This is a genomic window from Parachryseolinea silvisoli (assembly GCF_021190955.1).
In the GTDB taxonomy this organism is placed as follows: domain Bacteria; phylum Bacteroidota; class Bacteroidia; order Cytophagales; family Cyclobacteriaceae; genus Ohtaekwangia; species Ohtaekwangia silvisoli.
Genome location: NZ_JAIOAO010000001.1, coordinates 1,880,211 through 1,905,397, shown reverse-complemented (window position 1 = coordinate 1,905,397; position 25,187 = coordinate 1,880,211). Strand labels below are relative to the sequence as shown.

At 49.6% G+C, this 25,187-nt stretch carries 26 protein-coding genes and 1 pseudogene; 17 read left to right on the top strand and 10 right to left on the bottom strand.

What is annotated here, in order from left to right; genetic code table 11:
* Position 1 precedes the first annotated feature (1 nt).
* From K7P01_RS07955 to K7P01_RS07945, 3 genes are all read right to left on the bottom strand, one after another.
* On the bottom strand, positions 2-457 hold the full coding sequence (locus K7P01_RS07955) for a MauE/DoxX family redox-associated membrane protein (RefSeq protein WP_267291612.1): 456 nt from the start codon (positions 455-457) through the stop codon (positions 2-4).
* Positions 454-2,946 (bottom strand): lanthionine synthetase LanC family protein, encoded by a 2,493-nt coding sequence (locus tag K7P01_RS07950; RefSeq protein ID WP_267291610.1) that lies wholly within the window; start codon positions 2,944-2,946, stop codon positions 454-456. The genes K7P01_RS07955 and K7P01_RS07950 overlap by 4 nt, the downstream gene beginning before the upstream one ends.
* Positions 2,947-3,648: 702 nt before the next feature.
* The gene (locus K7P01_RS07945; protein WP_267292374.1) at positions 3,649-3,993 is read right to left on the bottom strand and encodes a S8 family peptidase; all 345 of its coding nucleotides are present in this window, start codon (positions 3,991-3,993) and stop codon (positions 3,649-3,651) included.
* Between the two features lie 167 nt (positions 3,994-4,160).
* On the opposite strand from K7P01_RS07945, the gene K7P01_RS07940 reads away from it, so the two are divergent.
* Positions 4,161-4,622: a DinB family protein gene (locus K7P01_RS07940; protein ID WP_267291608.1), complete on the top strand. Its 462-nt coding sequence runs from the start codon at positions 4,161-4,163 to the stop codon at positions 4,620-4,622.
* 104 nt (positions 4,623-4,726) lie between these two features.
* Here K7P01_RS07940 and K7P01_RS07935 read toward each other — a convergent pair.
* Together K7P01_RS07935 and K7P01_RS07930 are read right to left on the bottom strand one after the other, a co-directional pair.
* Positions 4,727-4,885: pseudogene (locus K7P01_RS07935) on the bottom strand (molybdopterin-dependent oxidoreductase); the annotation flags it as partial.
* Positions 4,886-4,955: 70 nt separating this feature from the next.
* Positions 4,956-6,212 (bottom strand): S8 family serine peptidase, encoded by a 1,257-nt coding sequence (locus K7P01_RS07930; protein WP_267291606.1) that lies wholly within the window; start codon positions 6,210-6,212, stop codon positions 4,956-4,958.
* A gap of 505 nt (positions 6,213-6,717) precedes the next feature.
* Between K7P01_RS07930 and K7P01_RS07925 the strand changes: the two genes are divergently transcribed.
* Positions 6,718-7,125: a hypothetical protein gene (locus tag K7P01_RS07925; protein WP_267291604.1), complete on the top strand. Its 408-nt coding sequence runs from the start codon at positions 6,718-6,720 to the stop codon at positions 7,123-7,125.
* 711 nt (positions 7,126-7,836) lie between these two features.
* Here the strand turns inward: K7P01_RS07925 and K7P01_RS07920 are convergent.
* From K7P01_RS07920 to K7P01_RS07910, 3 genes are all read right to left on the bottom strand, one after another.
* Entirely contained in the window at positions 7,837-8,529 is a 693-nt protein-coding gene (locus tag K7P01_RS07920; protein ID WP_267291602.1) for a sulfite oxidase-like oxidoreductase, read from the bottom strand.
* 41 nt (positions 8,530-8,570) lie between these two features.
* Positions 8,571-9,347 (bottom strand): FecR family protein, encoded by a 777-nt coding sequence (locus K7P01_RS07915; protein ID WP_267291600.1) that lies wholly within the window; start codon positions 9,345-9,347, stop codon positions 8,571-8,573.
* Between the two features lie 187 nt (positions 9,348-9,534).
* Positions 9,535-10,323: a hypothetical protein gene (locus K7P01_RS07910; RefSeq protein WP_267291598.1), complete on the bottom strand. Its 789-nt coding sequence runs from the start codon at positions 10,321-10,323 to the stop codon at positions 9,535-9,537.
* A 548-nt stretch (positions 10,324-10,871) separates the two neighbouring features.
* On the opposite strand from K7P01_RS07910, the gene K7P01_RS07905 reads away from it, so the two are divergent.
* The 15 genes from K7P01_RS07905 to K7P01_RS07835 all read left to right on the top strand — a co-directional run bounded on the left by K7P01_RS07905 (position 10,872) and on the right by K7P01_RS07835 (position 22,369).
* Positions 10,872-12,752, top strand: coding sequence for a tetratricopeptide repeat-containing sensor histidine kinase (locus K7P01_RS07905; protein WP_267291596.1), 1,881 nt, complete (start codon positions 10,872-10,874; stop codon positions 12,750-12,752).
* A 4-nt stretch (positions 12,753-12,756) separates the two neighbouring features.
* Positions 12,757-13,473 (top strand): response regulator, encoded by a 717-nt coding sequence (locus K7P01_RS07900; RefSeq protein WP_267291594.1) that lies wholly within the window; start codon positions 12,757-12,759, stop codon positions 13,471-13,473.
* Between the two features lie 87 nt (positions 13,474-13,560).
* The gene (locus K7P01_RS07895; protein ID WP_267291592.1) at positions 13,561-14,685 is read left to right on the top strand and encodes a toll/interleukin-1 receptor domain-containing protein; all 1,125 of its coding nucleotides are present in this window, start codon (positions 13,561-13,563) and stop codon (positions 14,683-14,685) included.
* 111 nt (positions 14,686-14,796) lie between these two features.
* Entirely contained in the window at positions 14,797-15,057 is a 261-nt protein-coding gene (locus K7P01_RS07890; RefSeq protein WP_267291590.1) for a hypothetical protein, read from the top strand.
* On the top strand, positions 15,054-15,473 hold the full coding sequence (locus K7P01_RS07885; protein WP_267291588.1) for a DUF5763 domain-containing protein: 420 nt from the start codon (positions 15,054-15,056) through the stop codon (positions 15,471-15,473). Before K7P01_RS07890 ends, K7P01_RS07885 begins: the two co-directional genes overlap by 4 nt.
* Before the next feature lie 112 nt (positions 15,474-15,585).
* The gene (locus tag K7P01_RS07880) at positions 15,586-15,906 is read left to right on the top strand and encodes a hypothetical protein (RefSeq protein WP_267291586.1); all 321 of its coding nucleotides are present in this window, start codon (positions 15,586-15,588) and stop codon (positions 15,904-15,906) included.
* Between the two features lie 32 nt (positions 15,907-15,938).
* Positions 15,939-16,277, top strand: coding sequence for a YegP family protein (locus K7P01_RS07875; protein ID WP_267291584.1), 339 nt, complete (start codon positions 15,939-15,941; stop codon positions 16,275-16,277).
* Positions 16,278-16,292: 15 nt separating this feature from the next.
* On the top strand, positions 16,293-17,624 hold the full coding sequence (locus K7P01_RS07870; RefSeq protein WP_267291582.1) for a DUF4236 domain-containing protein: 1,332 nt from the start codon (positions 16,293-16,295) through the stop codon (positions 17,622-17,624).
* 1 nt (position 17,625) lies between these two features.
* Entirely contained in the window at positions 17,626-18,009 is a 384-nt protein-coding gene (locus K7P01_RS07865) for a hypothetical protein (protein ID WP_267291580.1), read from the top strand.
* 1 nt (position 18,010) lies between these two features.
* Complete coding sequence (locus tag K7P01_RS07860) at positions 18,011-18,634, top strand: hypothetical protein (protein WP_267291578.1); 624 nt, start codon at positions 18,011-18,013, stop codon at positions 18,632-18,634.
* A 4-nt stretch (positions 18,635-18,638) separates the two neighbouring features.
* On the top strand, positions 18,639-19,583 hold the full coding sequence (locus tag K7P01_RS07855; RefSeq protein ID WP_267291576.1) for a DUF4407 domain-containing protein: 945 nt from the start codon (positions 18,639-18,641) through the stop codon (positions 19,581-19,583).
* Between the two features lie 167 nt (positions 19,584-19,750).
* On the top strand, positions 19,751-20,365 hold the full coding sequence (locus K7P01_RS07850) for a hypothetical protein (RefSeq protein ID WP_267291574.1): 615 nt from the start codon (positions 19,751-19,753) through the stop codon (positions 20,363-20,365).
* 176 nt (positions 20,366-20,541) lie between these two features.
* Entirely contained in the window at positions 20,542-20,928 is a 387-nt protein-coding gene (locus K7P01_RS07845) for a hypothetical protein (protein WP_267291572.1), read from the top strand.
* A gap of 101 nt (positions 20,929-21,029) precedes the next feature.
* Positions 21,030-21,620, top strand: coding sequence for a dihydrofolate reductase family protein (locus K7P01_RS07840; RefSeq protein WP_267291570.1), 591 nt, complete (start codon positions 21,030-21,032; stop codon positions 21,618-21,620).
* Between the two features lie 149 nt (positions 21,621-21,769).
* Complete coding sequence (locus K7P01_RS07835; RefSeq protein ID WP_267291568.1) at positions 21,770-22,369, top strand: dihydrofolate reductase family protein; 600 nt, start codon at positions 21,770-21,772, stop codon at positions 22,367-22,369.
* Here the strand turns inward: K7P01_RS07835 and K7P01_RS07830 are convergent.
* The gene (locus tag K7P01_RS07830; protein WP_267291566.1) at positions 22,366-23,172 is read right to left on the bottom strand and encodes a PorT family protein; all 807 of its coding nucleotides are present in this window, start codon (positions 23,170-23,172) and stop codon (positions 22,366-22,368) included. The two genes, K7P01_RS07835 and K7P01_RS07830, sit on opposite strands and share 4 nt — an antisense overlap.
* Positions 23,173-23,470: 298 nt before the next feature.
* Positions 23,471-25,141 carry a carboxylesterase family protein gene (locus K7P01_RS07825; RefSeq protein ID WP_267291564.1) on the bottom strand — a complete coding sequence of 557 codons (1,671 nt, stop codon included), beginning with the start codon at positions 25,139-25,141 and terminating at the stop codon, positions 23,471-23,473.
* Between the last annotated feature and the right edge of the window lie 46 nt (positions 25,142-25,187).

Sequence of the window (25,187 nt, the reverse complement as noted above, 5' to 3'; positions counted from 1 at the left end):
ATCACTTAGTTAAATGTGTTTCGTATACTGCAGAGGTCTTTGTAATTAGAATTGATTCTACTACAGCCAGGCCGGTAAATATAATGTTGAATACCAGGTGCTCCGTCCATCCCAGGTGGTTCAAGATACCACCGCATGAGCAGGGAAGGTGTGGGCTAAAGATCATCATCATTGTAATATATAACGAAAAGGCAAACATGATCGAGAATGAAATGTATGTTCCGATCAGCCTTGTTCGCGGAATGAAAAGAAGGAGCGTGGCTGCAATTTCGATAGCTGGCACAAACCATGCGAGGATATTGGCGTAGTTGTATATGATTGGTGATTTACCAATTTCGCCGCGAAAGGTCTGATAGTCGGCGAGCTTTGTAAATGCAGCATATAAAAACAGAACCATGAATAAAAACGTGATTGTGGTTATTATCAGCGATCGATTGTTTTCAGTTAGTCTGCTCATATAGGTTTATTTAGTAGAAACGGAAACGGAATTTGGTCGGCATTCTGGATGCGAATCAGAAAGTGAATAACTCCGGTACAGCCTGTAAAGAAATCTCCAGTTATTGGACGCCGGGCATCCATTGGCCAATACGTCGCGCGCTTATTGTATGTATATTTGTTATATTCTAGAAGCATAGCCAGCCAATTCGCCCGTTGATGCCATTCATCTCTTTGTGATATGTGTGCCAATTCTAAATAAACCTCGGCAATTCCCGAGATGCCCGAGCCGAACGTAAGGTCATTAGTTGCAAGGTGTGCCGGGTGGTTTGCGAGTATGGATTCTGCCATTTTTAGATATCTTTCCGCTTTTAGGACTTTGTAGCCTTCGATGAACGCTAATGCTATTCCAGTGAACCCATTTTCAAACCACGGTTCTACGTTTCGAGTCCGTGATCCTACATACCATATGGGTAATCCACTTTTTCTTTTTGCTTGTTTTGTCAGCCATGATAAACCTCTCGCAGCGGCATCTGCTACTTCGGTTCGTGGATAGAACGAATGGTATTGTAGGAGGAATACAATGATGCCGGCGACCCCATTGGAAAACCCTGTAAATACTTCGTTGCCCGTTTTCCACTCGCCGGACCGCAATTGAGATTGTAACAGGTAATTAACAAGTTGATCTAACCATTTTGTCAGCGTGTCGTCTTGTATTGCTTGAATGCAATGCAATATTGCAAGTCCCTGCCCTGCTGCTCCGGTTGCAAGTGATGCGTCAGTGGGATTTGGCGCAAGGAATCGCTTAATTACATTCTTTGCCTCTCCAGGTTGTATTAAGCCACTTCTTATGGCAGTTGCAATAGATAGCGCTATTCCGTGTTTGCCGTAGTAAAGCCCGGACACGCCGTCATTTTGTTTGGCCATCGCGATGATGTGCTTAAGATTTTCAGCAATTTCAGACCGAAGATGACTTAGGGTTTTACCTGCGTCTTTGGCAGCCGATAAAAAATAGATGATGCCAGACACTCCTGTATGTAATCCGGGAAGCACATTTAAGCCAGCCTTCCTATAGCTGGCGTCCGGGGGAAGTGCTTCGGCTGAATGCCATAGGCCGCCGGCTTGAGCGAGTAATGGCGTTTTTAATGCGGCAATACCGAAGTCTATTGTGACGCTTAAATCCTGCATTCCATTACCGCCCTGGCGATAATCGTTTCCTTTATTTGCTTTGACCGAAAGTATGAAGTTTTCAAAATAGTCGACCAGGTGATCAATGGTTGGTCGGTTTTGGGCGTCGGCTATCAAACAACTTGAGATTAAGTCTGCTAATTCGCTATTTTGGATTTGACATCGTAGACTTTGCTTCGTTTGTTGATGACTTTCGCCGAAACCAACAATTGGGTAGAAGTTTGTGAACGCGGCGACTAGTACCGCTCCAATGCTGTAGATGTCTTCCGCAAACTCAGGTTTTTCGTCGCCTGCCCTTTCTGGTGCAGTGAACCCGTTTAATCCCGATTCAAACGGTGGACTTGGCTCATTGTTATAATAGTCGTACGCAAATTCTAGGTCGATCATCACAAGCTTCCCGTTGCGCATCAAAAAGTTGGCTGGGCTGATGTCACGGTGAATATAGCCAAGGCTGTGCATTTTTTTAACAATGCCAAGTACTTGTACTACACAGTCAAGAAGCGCCAGTTTATTCGCGTTTGATAGATTTGGCCAGCTTTGATTGCTTTGAATGCGGTCAAAAACTTCATGTAATGGCTCCCCGTCAATAAACTCCATGGCCATATAAATGTTACCATTAACCTCAAATCTCTCATAGAGTTTAGGTGTCGGTAATTTTTTCTCAAATCGTTCTAGTAGTGTGCATTGCCAGTCAATTCGGGTTTTGATATCTCTTCCAAACGCGTCAAAGTACATATCGTGAAGCCCCTCTTTAATAATGCAACGCTTAAGCGAAAGGCCCTTAGCTCTTATAGCCTTCATCACTCGGCCTTTGGTGTCGTGCTTTATTACTTTTTGAACAAAATATTTGTCTACAAGAAATCTGGATTCTGGCTGTTGTGGTTGCGCAAATTGATTAAATGGCCAGGTTGTACCAGCCGGAACCACGAATCGTGTTGCCGCTGTGTTTCCTGCATTTGACGTGTAGTGTGATGCGTAAACTGTTCCTCCAAGGTGCGAACCGGTAGGAATTGCTGGCGATCGAAAATCTGTGGTTAATTCGATAAGCCTACCCGCCAGCAGTTCGGCTTGTTCGTTTCCTTCGGGGTAAACTGTTAATATTTTGCCAGACCTTTCCACGCCGAATGATCCATTTAATATTTTCTCTGCAAGTGAGGCGTCACGGACAATTTCAAAGGAAACTTTATGCTTCAGGAGCTCAGGAATTATTGTCTTGAAGAGATTTTCGAGCTGATCTTTGATGGCCGAAACGTGTAACAACCAATCTTTTACGATCTTGGGTGCCCCCACAATGTAATAGTTGCCAATTTCTTTATACTTCACGTTCGTTGAACGAAGAAAGCGAGAGAAATCCGTTGACGTAGATTGGCGTGTGAGTGTCATCTGTTTTTCCGATATCTTTTCAGTTCGTTTTTTTTGCACGCAAAATGAAAACGTTTGGATAATCGAGTCCTGATTATTCAATAGCTACCAATGATTCATTAGTAGAACTATAAAAGCGTTTTGCATTTAACTAGCTGTTGCGGTATGAAGTTGAAGTCATCGCCTAGTTGTAATAGAATCACTTTGTTTCATTGATTATGGTGTAAAGGTAAATGCTAACGTTTCCTGAATGTTGACAAAAGTTTACGTTAAAAGGAGCATTTCGTATTCCGTCATTACGTTAGCATTTATTCTTTCATCGTCCCTAGTGAGTGGATATCAGTTTGATTTTTTGGGAAACAATGTTTTTCTGGATAGTTATTGGATTACAGATGGAAGCATTGCTCCAATAACCATGTTTCAGGAGGTATGTTGTTTTATCGATGAAAACGGCGGGCTCAAAAACAGGATTTTCGGATACTGAAAACCGTGAAATGTTTACTTACTGTCTTAATACGTGAAATAAATTAGTTATGGTCAAACTTATTAGGCAAGCATGGTCAATGAAGATATATTATATACGGTACCTGGACTTATGAACGAATTACGCCGAAGCCCTACGCCATGTGCAGGATCGATGGTGCCAATGTTGAAGCTCCGAAATCAAGAAAACGCAATCCCCGCCCCCGCGTCGCTCGTCCGCAGGTCCAGTGCGCGTGCGCCAGCGACCAGTTTCTTCCAGATAGCATCACCGGTCACGTTCGGATATTTCTCCCACAACAATGCAGCCATGCCCGCGACGAACGGCGTGGCCATGGAGTTGCCCGAGAGTACATCGTAGCCCTTCTTCGTACAGCTGATGATGTCAACTCCGGGGGCGGTGATGTTCACCTGGTTGCCTTTCTTGCGCGAGCCGCCACACGAGAAGTCGGCGACCCGGTACTGATGGTCCACGGCGCTGACCGATAAAATCGACGGACAGTTCGCCGGGTGACTGACAGGCTTGATGACACCGCGAGGGCGGCTTATCAGATCCGTACAGCCACAGACACCGATGCTTATTTCCTTTTATGATGGACGTCATTTGCAGCCGTGACCATCGTCATTTGTTATCAACGTGATGATGGCAACCTTGCCGTGGTGGGTTTGTATAATTCTTTAATCAATCCATGAGCATGAGCACGACACAATTGTACCTTGAGACCTGGAAAGAGGCGCGCACGCGCTTCACGAATTTATTAACGGATATTAAGACGGAAGACCTGAAAAAGAAATTAATCAATACCAAAAACAGCGCAGGATTTTTAATCCGCCATATTGGTGATGTGGAGTTACTCTTTGCCAGGAATGTATTCGGCGCCGCTGACCTGAATGTACATGCGAAGACTGTTATTGCACAGCATGATACCGGTGAATGGACAAACCTGGAAGAAGTGCTGAAATACCAGCAAGACGCCTTTGATAAATTAAAAGCCATTATCGAAAAGCAAACAGAGAGTGATTGGCAACAAACGGTAGAAACAAAAGAGTTTGGTGTCAAAACGAAAGCTGAAGCTATCGGCAGAATTATTTCACATACGGCTTATCACGCAGGACAGCTTTCACTTACATTAAAGTACGGAGCAAAACCTGATTAATACAGTAGCTGCGTGAGTTGGCGGTTCACAGCAAGTTTAACAATCGAGTCAGTTGTACGCGTTAGCTATACCGGTCGTTCCGCCACGGATAAGCCGTGTTAGAGTACCAACGCGGCCAGGTCCATCAGCCGGACGCCTTTCCAGTGCATATTGAGCTTGTACCAGGTGGTGACGCAATGGAAGTCGGAGGTGTCGTCGGTTTGCGGCAAGGCCAGGAAGTCGTCCCACGTAAAGCGTACCGGATTTTCAACCGCTCCATCAACGTCGTTGCTGGCAAATATTGGGTTGGCGGATTGTGAGCGGTCTTCTGTGTGCATCGTCGATGATTAGGGACTAGGACGTGAATATAATCCCCGCCCCCGCATCGCTAGTCCGCAGGTCCAGTGCACGCGCCCCCGCGACCAGCTTCTTCCAAATAGCATCACCGGTAACATTTGGATACTTTTCCCACAGCAACGCCGCCATACCTGCGACGAACGGTGTAGCCATGGAGGTACCCGAGAGTACATCGTAGCCCTTCTTCGTACAACTGATGATGTCAACACCGGGAGCGGTGATGTTCACCTGGTTGCCCTTCTTGCGCGAGCCGCCACACGAGAAGTCGGCAACTTGGTACTGATGGTCCACGGCGCTGACAGATAAAATCGACGGACAGTTCGCCGGGTGATTCACAGGCTTGATTACGCCACGCTTACGGCGGCTATCATTGCCGGCAGCCGCGATTAACAAGGTGCCGGACTTCAACGCGCGTCGCGCCACGGTCTCATAGCTTTCATAATACGTTTCCCCATTCTTCACAGCCGATCCCAGGGACATGGAGATCACCTTGCATTTATTCTCCAATGCCCACTCGATGCCGGCGAGCACAAAGTTGTCCTCGCCCTCGCCATTGTTCTTCAGCACCTTCGCCACAAATAGCTGCGCCTGCGGCGCGACACCATACCGGAATCCATGCGACTGACTCACATGTCCCGCCGCAATGCCGGCACAATGCGTGCCGTGACCGTCGAGGTCGTTGGTGGATTTGCCGACAAAGGAGACGGCGCGGATCTTGCGTCCCTCGAAGTCAGGATGCTCCGCATAAATGCCGGTGTCGAGGATGGCCATGCGGACGCCCTTGCCGGTATATTTCGACTTCAGCACGTTGATGGCGTGGATGCCCCAGGTGGCGTGCTCGTCGTCGAGGTAGGAGGTCAGGGGCTTTTTGACGGGGCGCTTGGCGAGCGCATAGACATAGCGCTCACGCTCCTGGCCGAGGAAGATGCGGTCGCCGCTGGGGGCAGCTGTCAGGCGATGTACTTGTTCGGTATGGGGAGCGTTGACAACGGCGACTTTCAATTGATCGAAGACGACCCCGTCGGCCTCGGCGAGGGCTTTGGAAACGGCGGTGAGGGGCGAGGTGGCGCTTTTGTAGTCGCGCAGGTTGGCCATGCGCAACGAGGCGCTTTGGGCTTTGCGTTCAATAGCAGTGCTGCCGGCAGTGTCGTTCAATACCACAATGTCGCGCCCGGTGAAGCGGTGCGCGCCGGCTTCTTTTTCGGCGGAAAGGACGGGTTCACGTTTGGAGGAGGAGGGGAGGTATTTGGCCATGCGGAAAGATAACACCTGGCGGGGAAAATCAGAAAATAGCGGTGGCGGTTTGCTATTTCTCAAAATAAATTCTCGTTTAGCCAACTGACTGATAGCGTTGAGGTTGTTTTTTACTAAACTTGTATACATCTCCCAAGCTCCCCAGCGCTTCAAGAATGAACGACCAATATAAAAATGCGAGGAAGTCTGTCGTGATCTTCGTCGTTTCTCGTCGGAAATTCTGGAATTAGGATAATATGGAAAAAAAGTATTGTTGCGACAAGTTCAAAGCTCTTGCTACAGGGCGAAAAGAGTATGGACTGAATATCAGAATTGTGAAACTTAGTCAAAGCTTTGTTGAAAGAGGCCAGTTGACTTTCGACAGAAGCTTCATGATAACGGAAGGTTACAGCGGCGGGATCAATGAATGTAAAAAAGTGTTAGCAATCGAATATTGTCCCTTTTGCGGGACACGCCTTAATAAGTTTTATAAGAGCGGCGATTATGTCCAGGAAGTAGTCTCCCTATGAAAGCGACTCACTATAAACTTACGACACCGCAGGACGTCGACGTAACAACCCTGGCGGACATTGAACGGCTGGTAGCGGCTTTGGACCCATCAAATAATGCCATCCTCATTTTGGAGAATCAGAACTCGGACTATATACAGTGCATGGCCGGGGACAAGGGATATGTGGCAGAAGCCCGATTTCAACTAGGTGATGGAAAATTTAAGCATTTCAGAATTGGATATCAGGAGACGAGCAAAGTGTGGGAGGAGGTAAATGGCATGGCGGGCCCAATTCGCCTACTTGGTCACGAAATCTTAAAGCGTCACGATGTCGAGAAATTATTTAAGTTCTTTTTCGAGAAAAGCGAAATTGAAAGCGGATATAATAAACGAAATATTACAAAAATATTCACGCAAGGTTAACTCCCTCCCGTCGGCGATTCCCCGATGGGTACCGAACAAGATGCAGGATACAACGGTATATCTAGTGTGTTTTTAGTTCACGGGGACGAAGGCGATATTTAAGTAAAAAATGGTATTCCGCAAATGAAGGATGTCGGGGATGTAGAATGAATTTAATAGACATTGTTTCTTAGGATGGTATCACATTTCGCTTAGGTCTAAAACTATCAGAGCAAATCAAAGTGAATTTGAAATAGATATGAGATATCTTATTTTTTTAGAGTTGGCTATCTGCTACAGGCTATATTCTTTTGGCTTTTTGTCTACTTTTCGGATGGGCTCTTCTTTTTTGGCGAGAGCATGCAGACATATAAAAGCGTAAAGTCATTATACAGTTCGGGAAGTGATGATGATGTAGCGATCTGGGTTCTTGCTTTTTTTGATTTTGTGATATTCCTTTTCTTTTTAAGAAGAGGGTCACTAAAGTATGTTAGTGTGTTGATGGTTTTAAGTTTGGTTTTTATGTTTTTCTCCCTATTCTTGATTGAAGTGGGATCAATCATTACCACAATATTCGTTAAGAAGAGTGTGTTTATTTCGTTAGGTTTTTTGGCCAAGTTACTCGTGTTTGCATACTGGTTACTGATTTTAGTTAGAGACAAGGACGTAAATAAGGCCAAATAGAATTGTTATCGGAATGTTGTATCGCTACGAATCGAGCCAGACGTCCTCCTAGCTATACCGGTCATTCCGCCACGGATAAGCCGTGTTCGAGTAACCACGTTCTTCCCAAAAGCCTGGCTGATCCGCAGTAAGGAACTGAATACGTTTGATCCACTTCGCGCCTTTCCAGGCGTAGAGCTGCGGCGTGATCATGCGCACCGGACCGCCGTGTTCCTGCGCCAGCGGTTTGTCTTCAAAGGTGTGGACTAGCAATACATCGGGCTTGAGGGCTTCTTCCAGCGACAGGTTGGTAGTATAAGTATCGTAGCCATAGCAGAGGATATGCGTAGCCTTGTCACGCGGGTGAACAAGCGCGGCCAGGTCCATCAGCCGGACGCCTTTCCAGTGCATATTGAGCTTGGACCAGGTGGTGACGCAATGGAAGTCGGAGGTATCGTCGGTTTGCGGCAAGGCCAGGAAGTCGTCCCACGTGAGGCGTACGGGATTTTCAACCGCGCCGTCGATGATCAGGCGCCAGCGCGTCAGGTCTACGTCGGGTTGATAGCCAAGATCGAGAACGGGCCACTTTTGGGTGATGGTTTGGCCGACCGGCACTTCGGGCATGCCATGGCGATTGAGGTTGCCGGTGCCCTGGGGCTGCGTGTCGGCGACCGAAGGGGTGTTTCGGATCTTTTCTTCAAAGCGCGCCTTCAGCTTCATGCGGGCGTCGACGATGCGGGCGAGCTTGTCGGGTTCTTCCATGTCCACGGTGTTTGTGGACGCGAAGATACACTGATGGGTGCTTAGTTAGAACATCGGTTGCCGCGGATGATCACGACCGACTCACGCCGGTCATATTTCATCGTGCCGAGCGCCAGCGACACGGTTTGGAGGATGTTGTCAAGGGTCACCTGCTCATTTTCAAATTCGGCGGTGATGGTGCATTTCTTCAGCTCGTCATTTTTAATGATGATGTTGGCGTGGAAGTGGTTGTCCAGGGTTCGGGCGATTTCTTCCAGCGTGGCGTTTTTGAAGCTCAGCCTCGGAAAAGGCCAGCTTACCCGGTTCGGGTCGAAGGATTCGAGGCGGGTGGTTTGGGTATGGGTGTTTAGCGTGAGCTGGTTTCCCGGGGTTATTTCGATGTCCTGGTCGTTGAAGTGCACGACCACCAGGCCGTGCGCGACGGAGATGCGCGCGATGCCTTGCTCGGGATCCGCCGATACATTAAAGCCTGTGCCTTTTACTTCGATGGTGGCGACGCCCAGGGTGTTTACCAGGAATGGCTTGGTCGGATCGGGTGCTATTTCAAAATACGCTGATCCGCGTTGGAGATTGACGACACGGTGGTGGTGTTTGTTGACCAGCGCGGGCGCGTAGCACAATTCTGTTGCGGCGGAGGTGATAATAGAGCTTGCGTCCGGGAGGTCCAGCAGGCGCTCCTGGCTGACGACGACCTTGTCGTCACACGTTTCTGCGCCGTCGCCTTTCAGCCAAACGAATAGGATGGCGAGCAACGCTGCAATGCCAAGGGCAGCAAGTGGCAGGCGTGAGACGGCAGGAGTGGGGTCTGCGTGTATCATGACAACTCAGGTTTTTGGGGGTTTGGGAAAAGAAAGCTAACGGTTCTGTATACTATTTCATACAGATCCTACACTAAAGACACCCGGGGTCTGTGGCGGTATTAGACAAGTACGATAAAAAACGTCAAAATTTGCAATAATACCTGATACAGGGTATCCAAAGATCAAATATACGGTAGGACTATGACTATTTCGCTTTGCCCAGGTCGTCAAGCGTGAAGGTTGTGACCGGCTTTATTTTTAAATTGTTGGCCTCATACGATAGAAAATACTCCGCCAATCGCCGCTGCTCTTTGTCCGCTGAGCGCTTCATATCCGCGATGTCCAGCTCGGAATTTTTGAGTTTCGTAAAATCTTCTTCGGTGCGGATCAGCACCGTTCTTCCCCCAATAGGTTCAAATACAGTAGATACACCAGAAAAGATGCCTTGTAGTACCAGCGGTTTTTCGCGCTTGCCAAGTTTGTAAACATGGTGAATTTCCTTGCCACCGGATGCCTGCATGAGTATAAACAGGCATCCATTTTTCAGGTGTGCACCACCTTCGTAGGTCCACCGGGGCCCGCGTAGCTTGAAGTAGATACTGTTGTCTTGTTCAAATATCTGCACGGGTGAGCGCATCAGCGTGCCTTCCTCGGCGTTGCGCCGGACATAGCAATAATAATTACCGATACAGCTCACTAACTCATTGGTAAGCGGTCGGTCTGCACGACTGCACCACTCCAGGAATGTAATACCCGGTATTAGGTAGCTGGCGAGCTTATCGAGTTTTAAAGTTTTTAACGAAAGGATTTTAGTATTTCTCTCCCGCGCTTCTTTTGCGCGCAAGTATAGATACCGATAGAGGTATCGACCGCTTATAGCATTGTCGTCAATAAGATCACTGATCTCATCAAATCCCTTTGTGTCTTGAGGCCGATTTGTCTTGCGTGACAAGGCCGCGAGGAGTTGTTCGATGTGGTGAATTTTTACATCCATACTACGGTAGTTATTGGTCTGTGTACAGGAACAAAACAGGAGATTACGGGATAGCAACGGTTATGCTATCGTACGGTGTTTGCTGACCTTTGATCTACGTTAACGCGATCGATCGATCAACGCTTGCGACGAGGACTTTACCGGTGTTGCCCGCCATGGGACAGCAACTGTAAAGACCTCCGGCAAGTCACACTCCATGGCTAAGTAAAGTTCCAGGCAACTGGCAAGAATCCGTACGGGATTAAAATGACAGGTCTATCCAGACCTGCCCCGGGACTTCCATGCCTTTTCTGCCGGCCTCCTGGAACACAGTCACCACAAAATCTAGTCATTAAAATGAAAACTTTTAAATATCTATTACTTGTCGTATTTATTTCGATCACTGCTGTAAGCTGCACGGAGGAACTCGTTCGTCCCAATAATGAGGACATTCCGATCGTGATTCCGCCGCCCAAACCTTAACCGGCTTTTAATACGGTGGAGTCCTTGAGGACTTCACCGTTTTTTTTACCTTTAGTAGTATCTAACCAACCTTGTGCTCTACCGCTATGCGTTTTATATCTATAGGATGTGTGGTATTTCTACTCACGCTCTCCATCGCCCGTGGTCAGGATACTAAGTTGAATAGTCTCCGGCATGCGTTGCAGACCGAAAAAACGGCGGGTAACCGGTATAGGACCTCTTTGTATTTGTCTCATATTGGTTACTATTATGATAGTATCAAGGAACGCGACAGTGCCTTTTATTACTACAAATTATCACTCTCTCCGTGTTATAAGTCCGATAACGACACATTGAATGCCTCGTCGCTCAATGCACTGGGAACATTCTTCCATCGCAAAGGCGTAGAAGATAGCGCGATCTATCATTATAGCGATGCGCTTCACTTATACAGAAAGCACGACAAACAGTACTACGCGATGGCCGTCGAGATGAATCTGGCGATGGCGTATAAAGAGATCGGTCTGTATGAAGAAGCGGATACGAACCTGCTCAGGGCGCTCGACTACCTCGAACGTCATCCCCCGGGCGCTTACCTGGTTATTTGCTACAATACGCTGGGCAGTGTTTATGGCAAAACCGGCGACTACCAGGATGCTCTCGAATGCTACAATAAGGCAATGAACGCTACAAAGGCCGCCCGCATCGATGCCTATATTTCCGTATTACTCAATAACAAAGGAGAGACCTTTCTCCGGCTACGGCAATACGATAGCGCATTAAGCTGCCTGATTCAGGCTGAAAATATAAAACGTAGCGCGGGTGATACCAAAGCGTTGGGAAAAACACTGAATCTACTCGGAGAAACATACATGGCATTGGGAAACGATGTGCGGGCAACATCATTTTTACAGGAGGGACTTGTCATTAATACGGCTGCCGGAGCCAGGACTGACCAGATCGTTGGGCTGCATAGTTTGATCCGGTTAAACCTGCGTCAGCAACGCTACGACGAAGCCCGCAAGCTGCTGGATCGTGCCGAAGCACTGGCACGCGAGGGCGGCATGCCGGACTACCTGCGCCAGCTATTGGAACAACGATTTGTATTATACCGCGCCACACACCGTCACGACCTTGCGGTACAGGTCGTGGAAGAATTGTTGATCGTTAAAGATAGCTTGCTGAACAAAGAGAAGGTTAAGAGCTTGCAAGCCTTGAACATTCAATACAAAACCGCCCGAAAGCAGGAACAAATACAAGCTCTTGAAAAAGACAAGGTCTACCAGAAGAACTGGATCAAAGGCCTCGTCGGATTGGCCATAGGGGTTACCATTATGGTGTTCGTGATATATCTGTTGTACCGGTCGAGTCAGCGGAACAAGAAAAAAGCAGAGACGCTGTTTAAGGAGCTGAACCACCGCGTAAAGAACAACCTGCAAATATTATCGAGCGTGCTGAGCCTGCAGTCACAGAATGTGAAAGATGAGGACGCGCTGCAGGCGATTAAGAGCAGCGAGAGTCGCGTGAACGCCATGGCGCTTATTCATAAGAAACTGTACCGTGACGATAACAACCGCACCATCGATATGCAGGAGTACGTCAAAGAGCTCGGCGACTTCCTGGTGCATACGTATGGCTTTACGAAGGACCGACTACAACTGCACATACAGTGTGACGCGGTGTCCATCGATGTTGACAAGGCGATACCCATCGGGTTGATCCTGAACGAGCTGGTGAGCAATGCGCTGAAGTATGCGTTTGACAAGCATCCGGCACCCGCGCTGGAAATCCGCTTACAGGAAACACGCGCAGGGGAGGTGCAGATTGATGTGCGCGACAACGGCGTGGGCATGGGTCCGCAGAAGACACGGGAGGGGGCGGGCTCGTTCGGACTGAAGATGGTGAACATGTTGATTAAAGAGTTGAAGGGAAAGGTCGATGTAGAAACACAGGCCGGAACCGCCTACCATATTGTATTACCCCTATAAAGTTATGAATGCTATAAACGTACTCATTGTGGAAGACAAGGTCCTGATTGCCGAGGACATTGCCGCCAGGCTTCGTAAGCACGGACTGGAAGTTGCCGGTATATATGATTCCGGTGAAGCTGCCCTGGAGGCCGTGAAGGCCGCCCGGCCCGACCTTGTGTTGATGGACATCGAGCTGGCCGGTGCCATGGATGGTATTTCGGCGGCGCACGTGCTGACGCAGGAGTACGACGTTCCCGTTATTTACCTGTCGGATTTTGCCGACCAGAAGACGCTGGAGCGCGCGAAGAAGACACAACCCGCCAACTACCTCACGAAGCCGTTTAACGAAGCCGACCTGGTACGGGCCATTGATATTGCGTTTACCAATGCCAATACGCAGGCGGCCAAACGCCCTGTTAAAAAAGATCACGTATTTCTACGCGAAGACAACCAGGTATTCCGCCGGCTGAAGCTCGACGATATTTTGTACCTCCAGGCGGATCGTGCCTATTGTAATATTGTGACGGAAACAAAGGAGTACACTTTTTCCACCAGTATGAACCACATTTGGGAGCAGCTGGGACAGGAGGATTTTGTGCGCGCGCATCGCTCGTATGTGGTGAATGTAAATCGGATCGCGTCGCTCGATGGCAATGTCATTCATTTGGGTAAGAAGCAGGTGCAAATGAGCGATGGCTTCCGGGAGGAAGTGCTGGGGAGACTGAAAATCATTCGATAGGTTTCGGAAAAGTACCCGTTGTACCCGGAAAATGGGTTTGTGAGTTATTCCTGTTTAGTAGAGTATTAACGCTAAATACGAAGGGGAATGGCTAAAGCTAAATACCGGTATGACGTCTTCATCTCGCATGCGGTGGAGGATAAGATTCCTATTGTAAATGCGTTAGACACAGCATTGCGGGCGAAGGGCCTGGAAGTGTGGTATTCTGGTAAGGAGCTGAGTATTGGCGACCAGCTTACGCAAACGATCTATCAGGGACTAAACGAAAGCCAGTATGGTGTAGTGATTTTAAGTCCGACGTATCTGCGCAAGGCCTGGGCTATGGATGAGTTTTTTCAGTTGATACGCCGTCAACAAGAGGGTGTGAAAGTAGTGCTCCCGGTTTTATACGACATCACTCCCGAAGAACTTGCTGCCCGTTATCCGCCGATGGCGGATCTGGTGAGTGTTTCTGCATCGGTAGGAGTCGAAATTGTCGTCAATAAAATATACGAGGTAATTCAAGGTGAGGCTCAGTTAAAGAAGCTCCCTGTCGTAGAAAACATCGTTAAATCCATGCGCCATCCGCGCATTCGTCTCTTGACGCTAATGGTGGCGTTTATTGTTTTAAGCGTAGCGGTTGCGTATGGTTTATTTTTAAAGATTGGCCAGCGTCCTCCGTCAGAATTTATCGATCACACAGTTGAACAACGTATTGCGTCTTTGCAACGTCGTGCGGATCAGCGCTTGCGTGACCTAACCTATCAACTGAAAACTGCACCTGCGACGACGGCCGAGGCTTCTGCTTTGTATGATCTTTTCTGGAATACAACATCGCATTATCGGAATGAATATATGCTGGTAATGCCCGAGAAAGAGATCAGCGGCCGTCGCGCCGTGGAGATGAGGCTACACCAGGCCATGAAAGAATTTACGCCGGCAAACAATTTCTTTATGCTTGCTCCCCAGGTGTATGTAGGCGAATCGTCCTATATTTTTTACAATACACATCCAATTCGCTATACGACTACTACCTCTGCTCAGCCGGATGGTCGTTATGAGATTACTGTGACGTACACGGAGGGCATACGAATGGTCTATACAAAGCTCGAATTCCCAACATCGGCAAGCGATACAAAACGCCACCAGGTAATGATTCAGGCGTTTCCTCCAACCGAGACGTATGCCTTTGTGCAAAAGGGAGAGGTGTGGGAATTACAAGAGATAAGGTGATGGGGAAATCATCCGCGACCGACTGGAAAAAATAACGCCTGGCCCGGAAAGCAAGGTGGCATGAATAACGGCTGTAAAGCAGTTTTAACGCATAGTTAACCCCTATGTGTTATGAACTTGAATAAAGTACTGGAAGACTGGTCGGATTACGACGACCGGAAACAAAAGCAGCAAGACGCGAACTTCTTTTCTTGCACCGAAAAATGGGAAGTAGAGTACCTTGTCGACAAGATTCACCAGGCCTTCGGCTACGTCGACCGGTTGGCCATTCGCGATGCGATCGCCCATTTCTGCAACCGCAGCAACGCCCCGCACCCCCGCAAGATCTTCGTCACAAGTGTATTGATACGGTTAGGAGTCATCACATCATGAAAAAGCTGGCGCTGTTTATCGGGTGTATCTGGTTATTGTCCTGCACCTCCCCACCGGTAGAAGCCCAGACGGTATATGTTACCCGGACGGGCAAGAAGTATCACGATGAATACTGTCAGTACCTGCGTACCAGTAAAATCGAGATCACGTTGTCGAAGGCGCTGGAGCTTGGCTACGATGCCTGCAGCGTCTGTAACCCCGCGACGGAAGTGGACGACACGTCCGAGGCTGACGAAGCCGCACCAGCGTCGGAGAAGTCTGACGATAGTAATACACCGGCCCCTTCATCAAAACCGGCTCACCCGGCGCCGGCGAAGAAAGAGACGACTTCATCGCGTTGTAGCGCGCTGACGAAGGCCGGTACGCGTTGCAAGCGCGCAGCCAGCGCCAACGGCCGCTGCTGGCAACATCAGTAACAATCGGAAAGCCCTCAGCCAGGGCAGGAAGACGAGCGAGAACCTTGGGAAAGTACGTTGTTCGAAAGCCCGCCGCCGTCGCGTACTTCATATCGTCAACGAACACAATCTCATGTATCGCTCCATCTTCCTGACCCTGCTGGTATTATTGGTCCGCTGCTCGTCGTCGGACACACCCCTCTGTCCCGATAAGACCTGTGACGACTATGCCACGCAAGCGGAAGCACAGGAGGCTTTCGATAACGACCCATCGTGCCTGGGTGAGCTTGACAACGACAGCGACGGCATAGCCTGCGAACACCTGGCAGGCGGAAATCCTCCTACAACCAATTGCCCTACTACTTCATCGTGTGGTTGCTCGGGAAAGAAAAAAGACAGCTGCAGCGGACCGTGCTGTAAATGGACAACTGGATCTGGCTGCGGGTGCAAATGATTTAACCTAATCACCTATCAAACACTACAACTATGAGCAATCCCAAATTCGAAATCTTTAAAGGTAAAGATGGTCAGTTCTACTTCCGCTTTCGGTCGAGTAACGGTAAGATCATTTTGGTGAGCGAAGCGTATCCCGCTAAGGCTTCTTGTATCAACGGCATTGACTCAGTAAAAAGAAATGCACCGAATGATGACCGTTATGAACGGATCGATAAGGTCGACGACTACCGCTTTACCCTGAAAGCCGCAAATCACGAGCCCATTGCACGTAGCAGCGAGGGATACACTACTAAAGTCAATCGTGAGAATGCTATAGACGTTGTCAAGACAGAAGCACCTAGCGCTCCTACCGAGGACCAGACTGTCTAACCAACCTCTGTCTATATGGCTTGGTCGTTCAGAAAATCAAAATCTTTTGGTCCGTTCCGGTTTACCTTCTCCAACCGTGGCCTGAGCATGTCGGCGGGAGTAAAGGGAGCACGGATCAGGTTCAACGGCCGTGGCACGTATGTCACGCTGGGCGCTGGCGGAATTTATTACCAGCAAAAGGTTGGCGGCAGGGCGCGTGCCCAGACGCAGGCTACGGCCGCGAATACTTGGTCTTTGAAGCAGGCGGAGTTTGAGGCAAACATGCGCGACCTGGAAGACGATATCGCCATGAATCGCCTGACGGATAGCAGTTCACAGGCATTTGTAGAGGAGCTGGAATCAAAAGCGCATACTGTAGCTTTTTTTAAGCCCGTGCTTATTGCAAGCCTGATCGCCATGGTATGCTACCTGGGTTATGCCAGCGAGCGATTTGTGGTGTCGGAGGAGTATAAGACGATCTTTTTGGTCGAAAAGCGCAGAGTACATATTCGCGAACATCCCGATAAGCATTCCCGCTCGCTGAACATGACGTATCAGGGTATACGCCTGGCGGTGACCGATACATCGTTTCAGGATTGGGTCAAGGTGGTCCATCGGCATGGCGCAGATTCGACAGGGTTTATACACGCCAGTATGGGAAGCCTTGACCGTGAACTGGTCAACCGCCGGTATGAGTCACGTGCCGATAAAATGCCGGTGCTATATCTACTGGGAGGCCTGCTGGCGATTTTGTTCGTAGCGTTGCTGGTGTGGATGCGGCGCCTGGACAACCGACGGAAAACGATGTTTGTCAATTATACGATGGACGACGGTTTGCGTGAGCTATACGATGAGTTTATCAAATGTTTCCAGGAGTTTGCGTCCACGGCCCGGGTATGGCATACGGAAAGCGCGGTAATCCACCGTACGCCCATACGGGAGATATCGGCCCACCGGCTGCCATCGCCACACCTGGTCATAAACGTATCGGTACCCTATATCCGGCTGCCCGATAAAGAACTCTATTTCTTTCCCGAGCGGATCATCTTTCGGCGCGGAAGGCAACTCGGCGCCGTGTTCTATAAAAATATTCAGATCACACGCGGTGAGGTACAGTTTCAGGAGAGTGGTATCGTACCGTCTGACGCCACCGTGGTAACGCAACGCTGGGAATACCTGAACAAAAATGGTGAACCCGACCGGCGCTTTCGGGACAATCGGCTGTTGTCGATTTGTGATTATACCAGGTATACCTTTACGTCCGGGCAAGGCTGGAACGACACGATCATGACCTCGCGCACCGGCGCCATGGATCGGTTTGCCGAGTTTATCAAATTGATTGGAGAATATCAGCAAAAAATTAAATGATATGGAAAGTCGGTTTCATGTCGGTAAGATCCGGAACAGCTCGCTGACCCGGTCGCGTTTTGGCGACTATGATTTCAAGGAGCAGATCATCGCACAGCTCGGAATTGCGTTGCCAGAGAAAGGGCATGGCACGTACGGTGCGCTGTTGTTTGACAAGCGCTGGTCTGCGCGCCGGGTGGAGATTCTGGCGCGCGACAATCATTGCTGTGTGGTTTGCGCCGCGGACGAAAAACTGCAGGTGCATCACCGCCAGTATCACTACATCGTTCAGCTGCGGCAGTATAAGGCGCCGTGGGACTATGCCGACAACCTGATGATCACGCTCTGTGAGCGCTGCCACCAGCATGGACATAAACAATATCATGTACCCATAATCTATCTATAGTATGAGCTTATTTAGTTTTGTGAGAAGTTCCAACGGTACGAGTACCGCTGACGAAGTAAAAACCGACAAGGTTTTGGCCCTGCACGGCATAGCGCCTCCGGAGCCGGTTACCAGGACGGCGTCGCCCGAGGTGCCGGAACATGTGTTTGTGGAGGCTTCTAAAAACAAGCCTTCGAAGGCCGCTGTCGAGCCGCCACTGGTGCGTGCGACAAACGACATTCACACCTTGTACCTGTACCTGGAGCAGAACCTGGAAAAGCGTGGCTATGAAGACGCATTGATTAATCCCGATACCAGTTATATGGAGGAGAATGTGTTGTACATCAATAACGATCTTCAACTGCTGATTGCCCGGGTTAAGTTGTACTACACGGGATACCTGCGTACGATTGACTTTCACATTGATTCGCGCAGCCGAAGTGGCATGCTGGAGACGGTCGATGAATTGGTGACGCACAAAAAGACTGTTGAGGAGGAAATGCGGGAAGTAGAGACGATCGGCAAGGATGCGGACACTGGCAAAGGATTGTGTCAGAACCTGGTGCTGGGATACAAAAAGGGATTCCGGAATGGATTTGCCGCCATTACGTACAACGCTGTTCTGGGACGGAAACCTAATCCTTAACACGATGAGAAACGGGTGGTTAAAGTTTGGATGTTTCCTGACGGGAATCAATTATGATATTCTCAGCACGTGCAGCGAGTTATCAAAGAAACGGCTGCTAAAGTATACGTCGGCATTGCTGATTATTTGTTTGTTATGGATGGTCATCGGCTATGCTTTTACGGAGCGCTATCTAAAAGGAACGTGGTATATGTGCCTGGTGGGCTCGGCCGCCATGATATTCCTGATTATTCAAATTGAGCGACAGGTGATTTTATCATCCAAAGACAACCGTGGCCTTCAGGTGTTCCGGGGGTTGATCGCCATGGCCATGGCGTTGATTGGTACGGTCATTATCGATCAGCATTTATTTAAGGATGATATCGATAAACGGAAGTTGTTCAGCATGGACGCGGAAGTCGAAAAAATCTTGCCGGGCAGAGCAAAGGAGTTGAAGCGTCAACTAAAGGAGATGGATTCTGTTATTCTGTCAAAAGAAAGCGAACGGAAATTTATAGCCGACGATGTTGTAAAAAATCCCTTTGTAGCCATCGTCGAACAGAAGATTTCCTATGATAGCTCCAAAAATAAGATTGTGACCATCTCGAAAACAAAGGTGCCGAATCCGAAGGCGGGTTTACTGGAACCGATGGACAAGATGATCGTCTCCTTACGGGGGGAGAAAGCAAAAAAGGATAGTTTATTACTGGGACTACGTCCACAGATCGAGGCTGATATAAAAGCTAATGTCGGATTCCTGGACGAGCTCGACGTAATGGTGGATCTACTGACGGAGTCGGGCGTGTCGGCCTGCGCCTGGTCCATTTGGTTTGCATTCTTATTGGGATTGGAGCTGTTTCTGTTAGTAAGCAAGTTGTACGAAACAGAAACCGACTACGACCGCCGCATGCAGCAACAAATGGAGCTCCACTACCGGCGCATCGACCTGTTAAAACAACAAGCTGAGTAGGACTAGCCCTGTACGCAACACAATAGCCCAGGCTGAAGGCCTGGGTTTTATCATACCAGAAGGAGTGGCCGTGAAAGGTTGAAATAAATTATATAGTGGTGCCGCTCTAAACGATATTTTGGTACAAATATTGTTATTTTTAATATACTCTATCTAACTTACTGCGTATGGGATTGTTTCTACGGATGTGCCGGTTGGGGGCATTGCTTACCGTTCTGTTCCTTTCGTTTGGCCTTTCGGCCGCATACGCCCAGCTTGAAAAGGTGGATACCACGGGTTTTACCCCTACACAGATGGAAACGTTCCATGCGCTTCGCCGAAGCGGTGCCACGCGGTCGCGGGGCGTTCGCTTGACGCGAAACCGCATCCGACCCATCGGCACGGAGCGTGGCGCGGACATTCACCTGAAACGTATCGTATTGGTACCCGCGATGGCGCTGCCTTCGCTGAACAATGGCGACGACGGTGGAACACACACGATGAGTTCTTCTTCGTATACCTTTAGTTTGATTGTTGGCGTGGGGGGTAATTTTCGGTGGGAGCGGTTGGGCTATGACGGCAACGAGGTAAAGGTTAAAAAGCCGATCGGTATACAGCCCATGATGTTGTTATATCACCGCAGCGGAGGCGCGGGCTTCGAAGGTGTGTGTGCGGTGACGGTAAATATTCTGGAAAATGCCACGGTAGGTTATGGCTACTCTACCAACAGCCGGCTTACCAACGATAGCCGCCACCTGATCCTGGCGGGGCTTTCGTTTTCGTTTGAGGATATACTCCGCTAATTACACAATGTTCACATCGTCTGTTTATCCGTCTTTGGTCAATCTTTCCCTTCGGTCGTAACGACCCAGAGACGGTTTCTATGCCTGTTTGTCCTAAACACCGCCCGTGGTTGTCACGAATGCCGCGCCCGGCGAATCGTGCAGAATCGTACGTTTGTGTATAAACTCCTACCCCTATGAAAACACTCAAAAGTATTGGCGCCGTGTTGGCCGGACTCGTCGCGGTCTTTGTCCTCTCGGGCGCGACGGACGCCCTCCTGGAAGGCACCGGCATCATGAAGCAGCCTTTCGCGGACAACGGCACGGGCTTTATTCTCCTCGTGGTGCTGTACCGGCAACTATACGTGGCCATCGGTGCGTATATCACGGCAGCGCTAGCGCCGGATAAACCGATGAAGCACGCCATGATCCTCGCAGGGATTGGATTTGTGCTGGGCATTGTGGGCGCTATTGTGATGTGGCATCTACCGCCGCACTGGTACCCAATTTCGCTTGTTGTACTGGGCTGGCCAAGTGCGTGGATTGGCGCACGATTACGGAGCAGGAAAGCAGTAGCGGTTTAGGTCTATGGTTGCAAACACACTTTTTCTTCGCTCCCGTTCTCATACCCACACTGGTTCAACTGGCATGATTAATTAGGTTTCAGGAAAAAACCAATACCACCATGCGGAAGCTAAAATTACAAATGCAGATCACAATCGACGGCTTCATCGCCGGTCCGGCGGGGGAGATGGATTGGATGACATCCGATTGGGACGATGGGCTAAAGCAACTCGTGCGCGACGTCACCGACCCGGTCGACTGCATCTTGCTGGGCCGCAAGCTTGCGGAAGGACTAATACCATACTGGGCATCGCACCCGCAGGAGGAGGGCGCCGAAAAAATCAATACAACGCCAAAAATAGTCTTTACCAAAACCCTCTCGACATCGCCTTGGGAAAATACCACGCTGGCAAAAGGCGAGTTGGTAGAAGAAGTCACCAAACTAAAAAAACAAGCAGGTAAAGACATGCTGGTATACGGCGGTGCAGAATTTGCATCCGCGTTGATCCGGTATGATCTGATCGACGATTATCATCTGCTGGTAGATTCCGTGGCCATCGGCAAAGGACTGCCGATCTTTCATAATCTCACAACAACGCAGAATTTTACGCTGGTAAAATCGGCGGCCTTTCCCTGCGGCATTGTCGCACAACATTATACAAGGCAGTATAAAAAACAACGGGCAGCCTATAACTTATGCCAGGGTGTTTAGACAGTCCAGCCAGCCCTAAAAGGGCGTAACACAAATAGCCCAGGCTAACGCGACAGCGGAGGCCTGGGTAGACAACAGACAATAAATACAAAGCCCTGAAAGGGCGTAACAATTCGATCAGCGATCGACCAAAACAACATACTACAAGAATGCGGAAATTGATATTATCGATGCAAATCTCCCTGGACGGTTTTGTTGTGGGAGAGAATAACGATATGCACTGGATCGCGACAGACACGCCCGAAATCTGGGATGATCTGTTCGACATGCTGGAAGATGTCGATCTCTTTTTGTTGGGCCGCGGCATGTACGCCGGGTATCGCGACTATTGGAAAAAGGCCCTGGGTGTAACGGACTTTTCAGAGAACGAAGTGAAATATGCCCGCCTGGCGGCAACCGCCCCGCACATTGTTTTCTCCAGCACACTGAAAGATCCGCAGTGGGAAAATACGCGCATCATGAACGGCAACGTGGTAGAGGAGGTGCGGAAGTTAAAACAACAGGAAGGTAAAAGTATCCAAATCGTCGGCGGTGCGCAGTTGGCGAGTACACTGCTTGAAGCCGGTCTGGTAGACGAGTATAAGCTCACCGTAAACCCGATTATTGTGGGGAAAGGGAAATCACTCTTTCAGAATATTACAAAGCAACGGGAGTTGGAGTTGTTAGAAATAAAGCAGATGCCCGGAGGAGTAGTGGTTTTGCGCTATAGGTCTACCTACCCCAATCGAATCCCGATTGGTGAACGTTAAAACGCAAACGGCGATAATGAAACGCCGGCCTGGAGCACAAAAGGACTAACCTTTTCTACGTCCAGGTCGTAGGCTTTGTCTTTATACAGAGAATTGAAATAGTACTGCGCCGATACTTTTATGGAAACAGGCGCTGCTACTTTCCAGGAAGCGCTGAGGTTGGCGCCCCAGATAAATTTCCGCATATCGCCAATGGTATCGAAAAATGCTTCGTCTGGCCTGTTTTCGGCATAGGCTTCCGACGTGTAGTAAACCACCACGGTGTTCACGGTTTCATCGTTCAGAAGAAAATCCAGTACCGGTCCGGCCTGTAAGGTCAGTTTGGTCCCCAAAAATTGCTTCGAAACGTTAATCGGCGTTACCTGCAAATACAGCAAATCCGTTTTCCCGAACCGGGCGTTGATGTCGTCCATATTTACCGTATAGGTTCCGGATTCCGTCGATTGTCCCACGCCGGTGGTATTATAATCGAAACGCATTTTTTTGACACCAGCGCCGACGGAAATGGCATAATTTCGGGGTAGCCTGTAATATACTTCTGCCCCGGCAAACCATCCCATACGCGATTTGCTGCTGGAAGATCCCTCGGAGACCGACAACGATCTTGCATTCGAGGGATGGATGTAGCCGGGAACAACCATGCCGTTTGCGGCGAATACATAGTTTCTGAATTCGGGGATAAAGGTAAACGTGGCGCCAACATTTACCTGTACATCGAAACGATCGGAGACATTACTTCCAGACTGGGCAAACAAAGGCGCCAGTGCAAAATAGACGGCAAGGGTTAGGACAAACTTTTTCATATAGCAACGAAATTAGGTTATCGGGTCTTCCCTCTAATATACAACATCCGCGATATTTCTGAAAACGTTCAGTCCGGCACTTTGCTGGCGCAAGTGTTTAGCGCCGAGCGTTAGCGTGGGTGCGGTTACTTGTGCCTGTGACGAATGCCAGTCTTCAGACTGGCGTAGAGGTACCGTCGTAGTGAAATAGTTCTTTATAAGCGTTCAAGTCAATTACAATGTTGGAATTCCATTTCAATAGTAAATAAAACGGGGAGCTTTTAAAAAACTCCCCGTTTCGTTTACATTTATTTCACGATTACTTCTTCACCGTCACCACCCCGCTCGCCTCGAGCTTCGCCCGTTCAGCTTCCGGTAGTTTCCAGGAGGCATCAAAGTACCCGTCAGAAACAATAGTACCCGGACTGCCTTTAAACAAAGCAAAGTCCTTAAACTCCCCAAGGGTAGCGACTGCCACAGGCGCGAAGGCAAATTGTGTCTGTTTGTTCATGGCCCACCACGGCAGTCCGGAGTTGACAACCACATAGTGCCCATCGATCGGCAGTACGTAGATCAATCCATAGTCGGTCGTACCCGCCTTCAGCGCTACCGGCAGCCGGTCGCTATACTTCTCTACTAACGTATTGGTTTCCCGCGTACCGAAGAGCACAAGGTTGCTGCTTTGGAAATCGCTGGGGCGTACTTCCTTGTCGGACATCACCCGGGGAAATACCATGATCCGGCCCAGGAAGGCATTGCGGTATACCGACCAGTTCGCCGCTTGTGTGGCGATGTCCATGCGGGCTTTCAGTTCAGCTTCGGATGGATTGCCCGCCGTGCCATATACATACACGTGGCGTTCACTAAAGGCAGCACTGATCGGACCTTCCGCACCGGACTTCTTCACACCGGCCGGAGCTTCATATTTTGTAGTCACCCATTTGCCCGCTTGCTGCTGGAACGAGAGGGCAGGGGCTGTGGCTACTTTTACCTTCTTGCCATCAAGCGTTACTTGCAAAGGCTTGGCAGCATCGAACTTCGGGTGGCCCGCCAGTTGTAAGGTGAAGGCGCCTAATGCGGTGGTTTTAATAATAAGTTGATTGGGAGCGGTGAACGCAGCATCGATCGTGGCCAGCGCGCCGGGCGTCAGTTGATCGAGCGTTACCCAATAGGCGTGGTTATACTTGTAGTTCCGTGAATTGTACAGTACACGGTCCGGGAATTTCTGACGGGTATATTTCCTGAACCAGTCGAAGGCAGCCTCCTCTTTATAGGCATTCTCCCAGCTGTTGTGGTTGACGCCGGGGTATTCCGTATACTCTACGTTGACGCCAAGCTCTTTCAGCTTTTTCGTCCACTCGCGTGATACCGCTACCGGCACGGCACTGTCCTGGTCGCCGTGGTGAAAATACATCGGTACGTTCAGCGCATTGCCGGCGAGGTCGTCGGTGCCTTTCGGGGGTGCCGGACAGACGGGGAACATCGCCGCCCAGATGTCGGGATGTGTCAGCCCGATCCACAGCGTGCCGCCGCCCCCCATGGAGAGGCCCGTGAGGTAGGTGCGGTCTTCGTCGATGCTAAAGCGTTTTTTTACATCCGCCAGCACGTCGTATACATCGTGCTCGGCTACGCCCTGGTAGCCCATGGTGCCGCGGGCGTAGGGGCTGGCAACAATGTAGTCGACGTCCTTCCATTGGGGAAAATAGAGCGTTGCTTCTACGTCGTTCTCGCCGTTGGCGTTGCTCTTGCCAAAGACGCGCCGCAGCGACAGGCGATGGTTGGAGCCGGCGCCGTGCAACATGATGACGAGCGGGTATTTTTTGGTTTCATCGTAGTTCGGTGGCAGGTACAGGCCATACGGCTGCTCGGTGTCATCGATGGACGAGAAGAAGGTCATTACCTGGGGACCGGGTGCCAGCTTTTGGGCACGGGCCGCCGGCAGCAGCAGCGCTGCCAGCGCAAGGGTTGTTAGGGTTGTGCGTAGGTTCATGCGTATCGGGTTGTAGTACTGCCTGCCCCGTCAGGGTGGGGCAGGC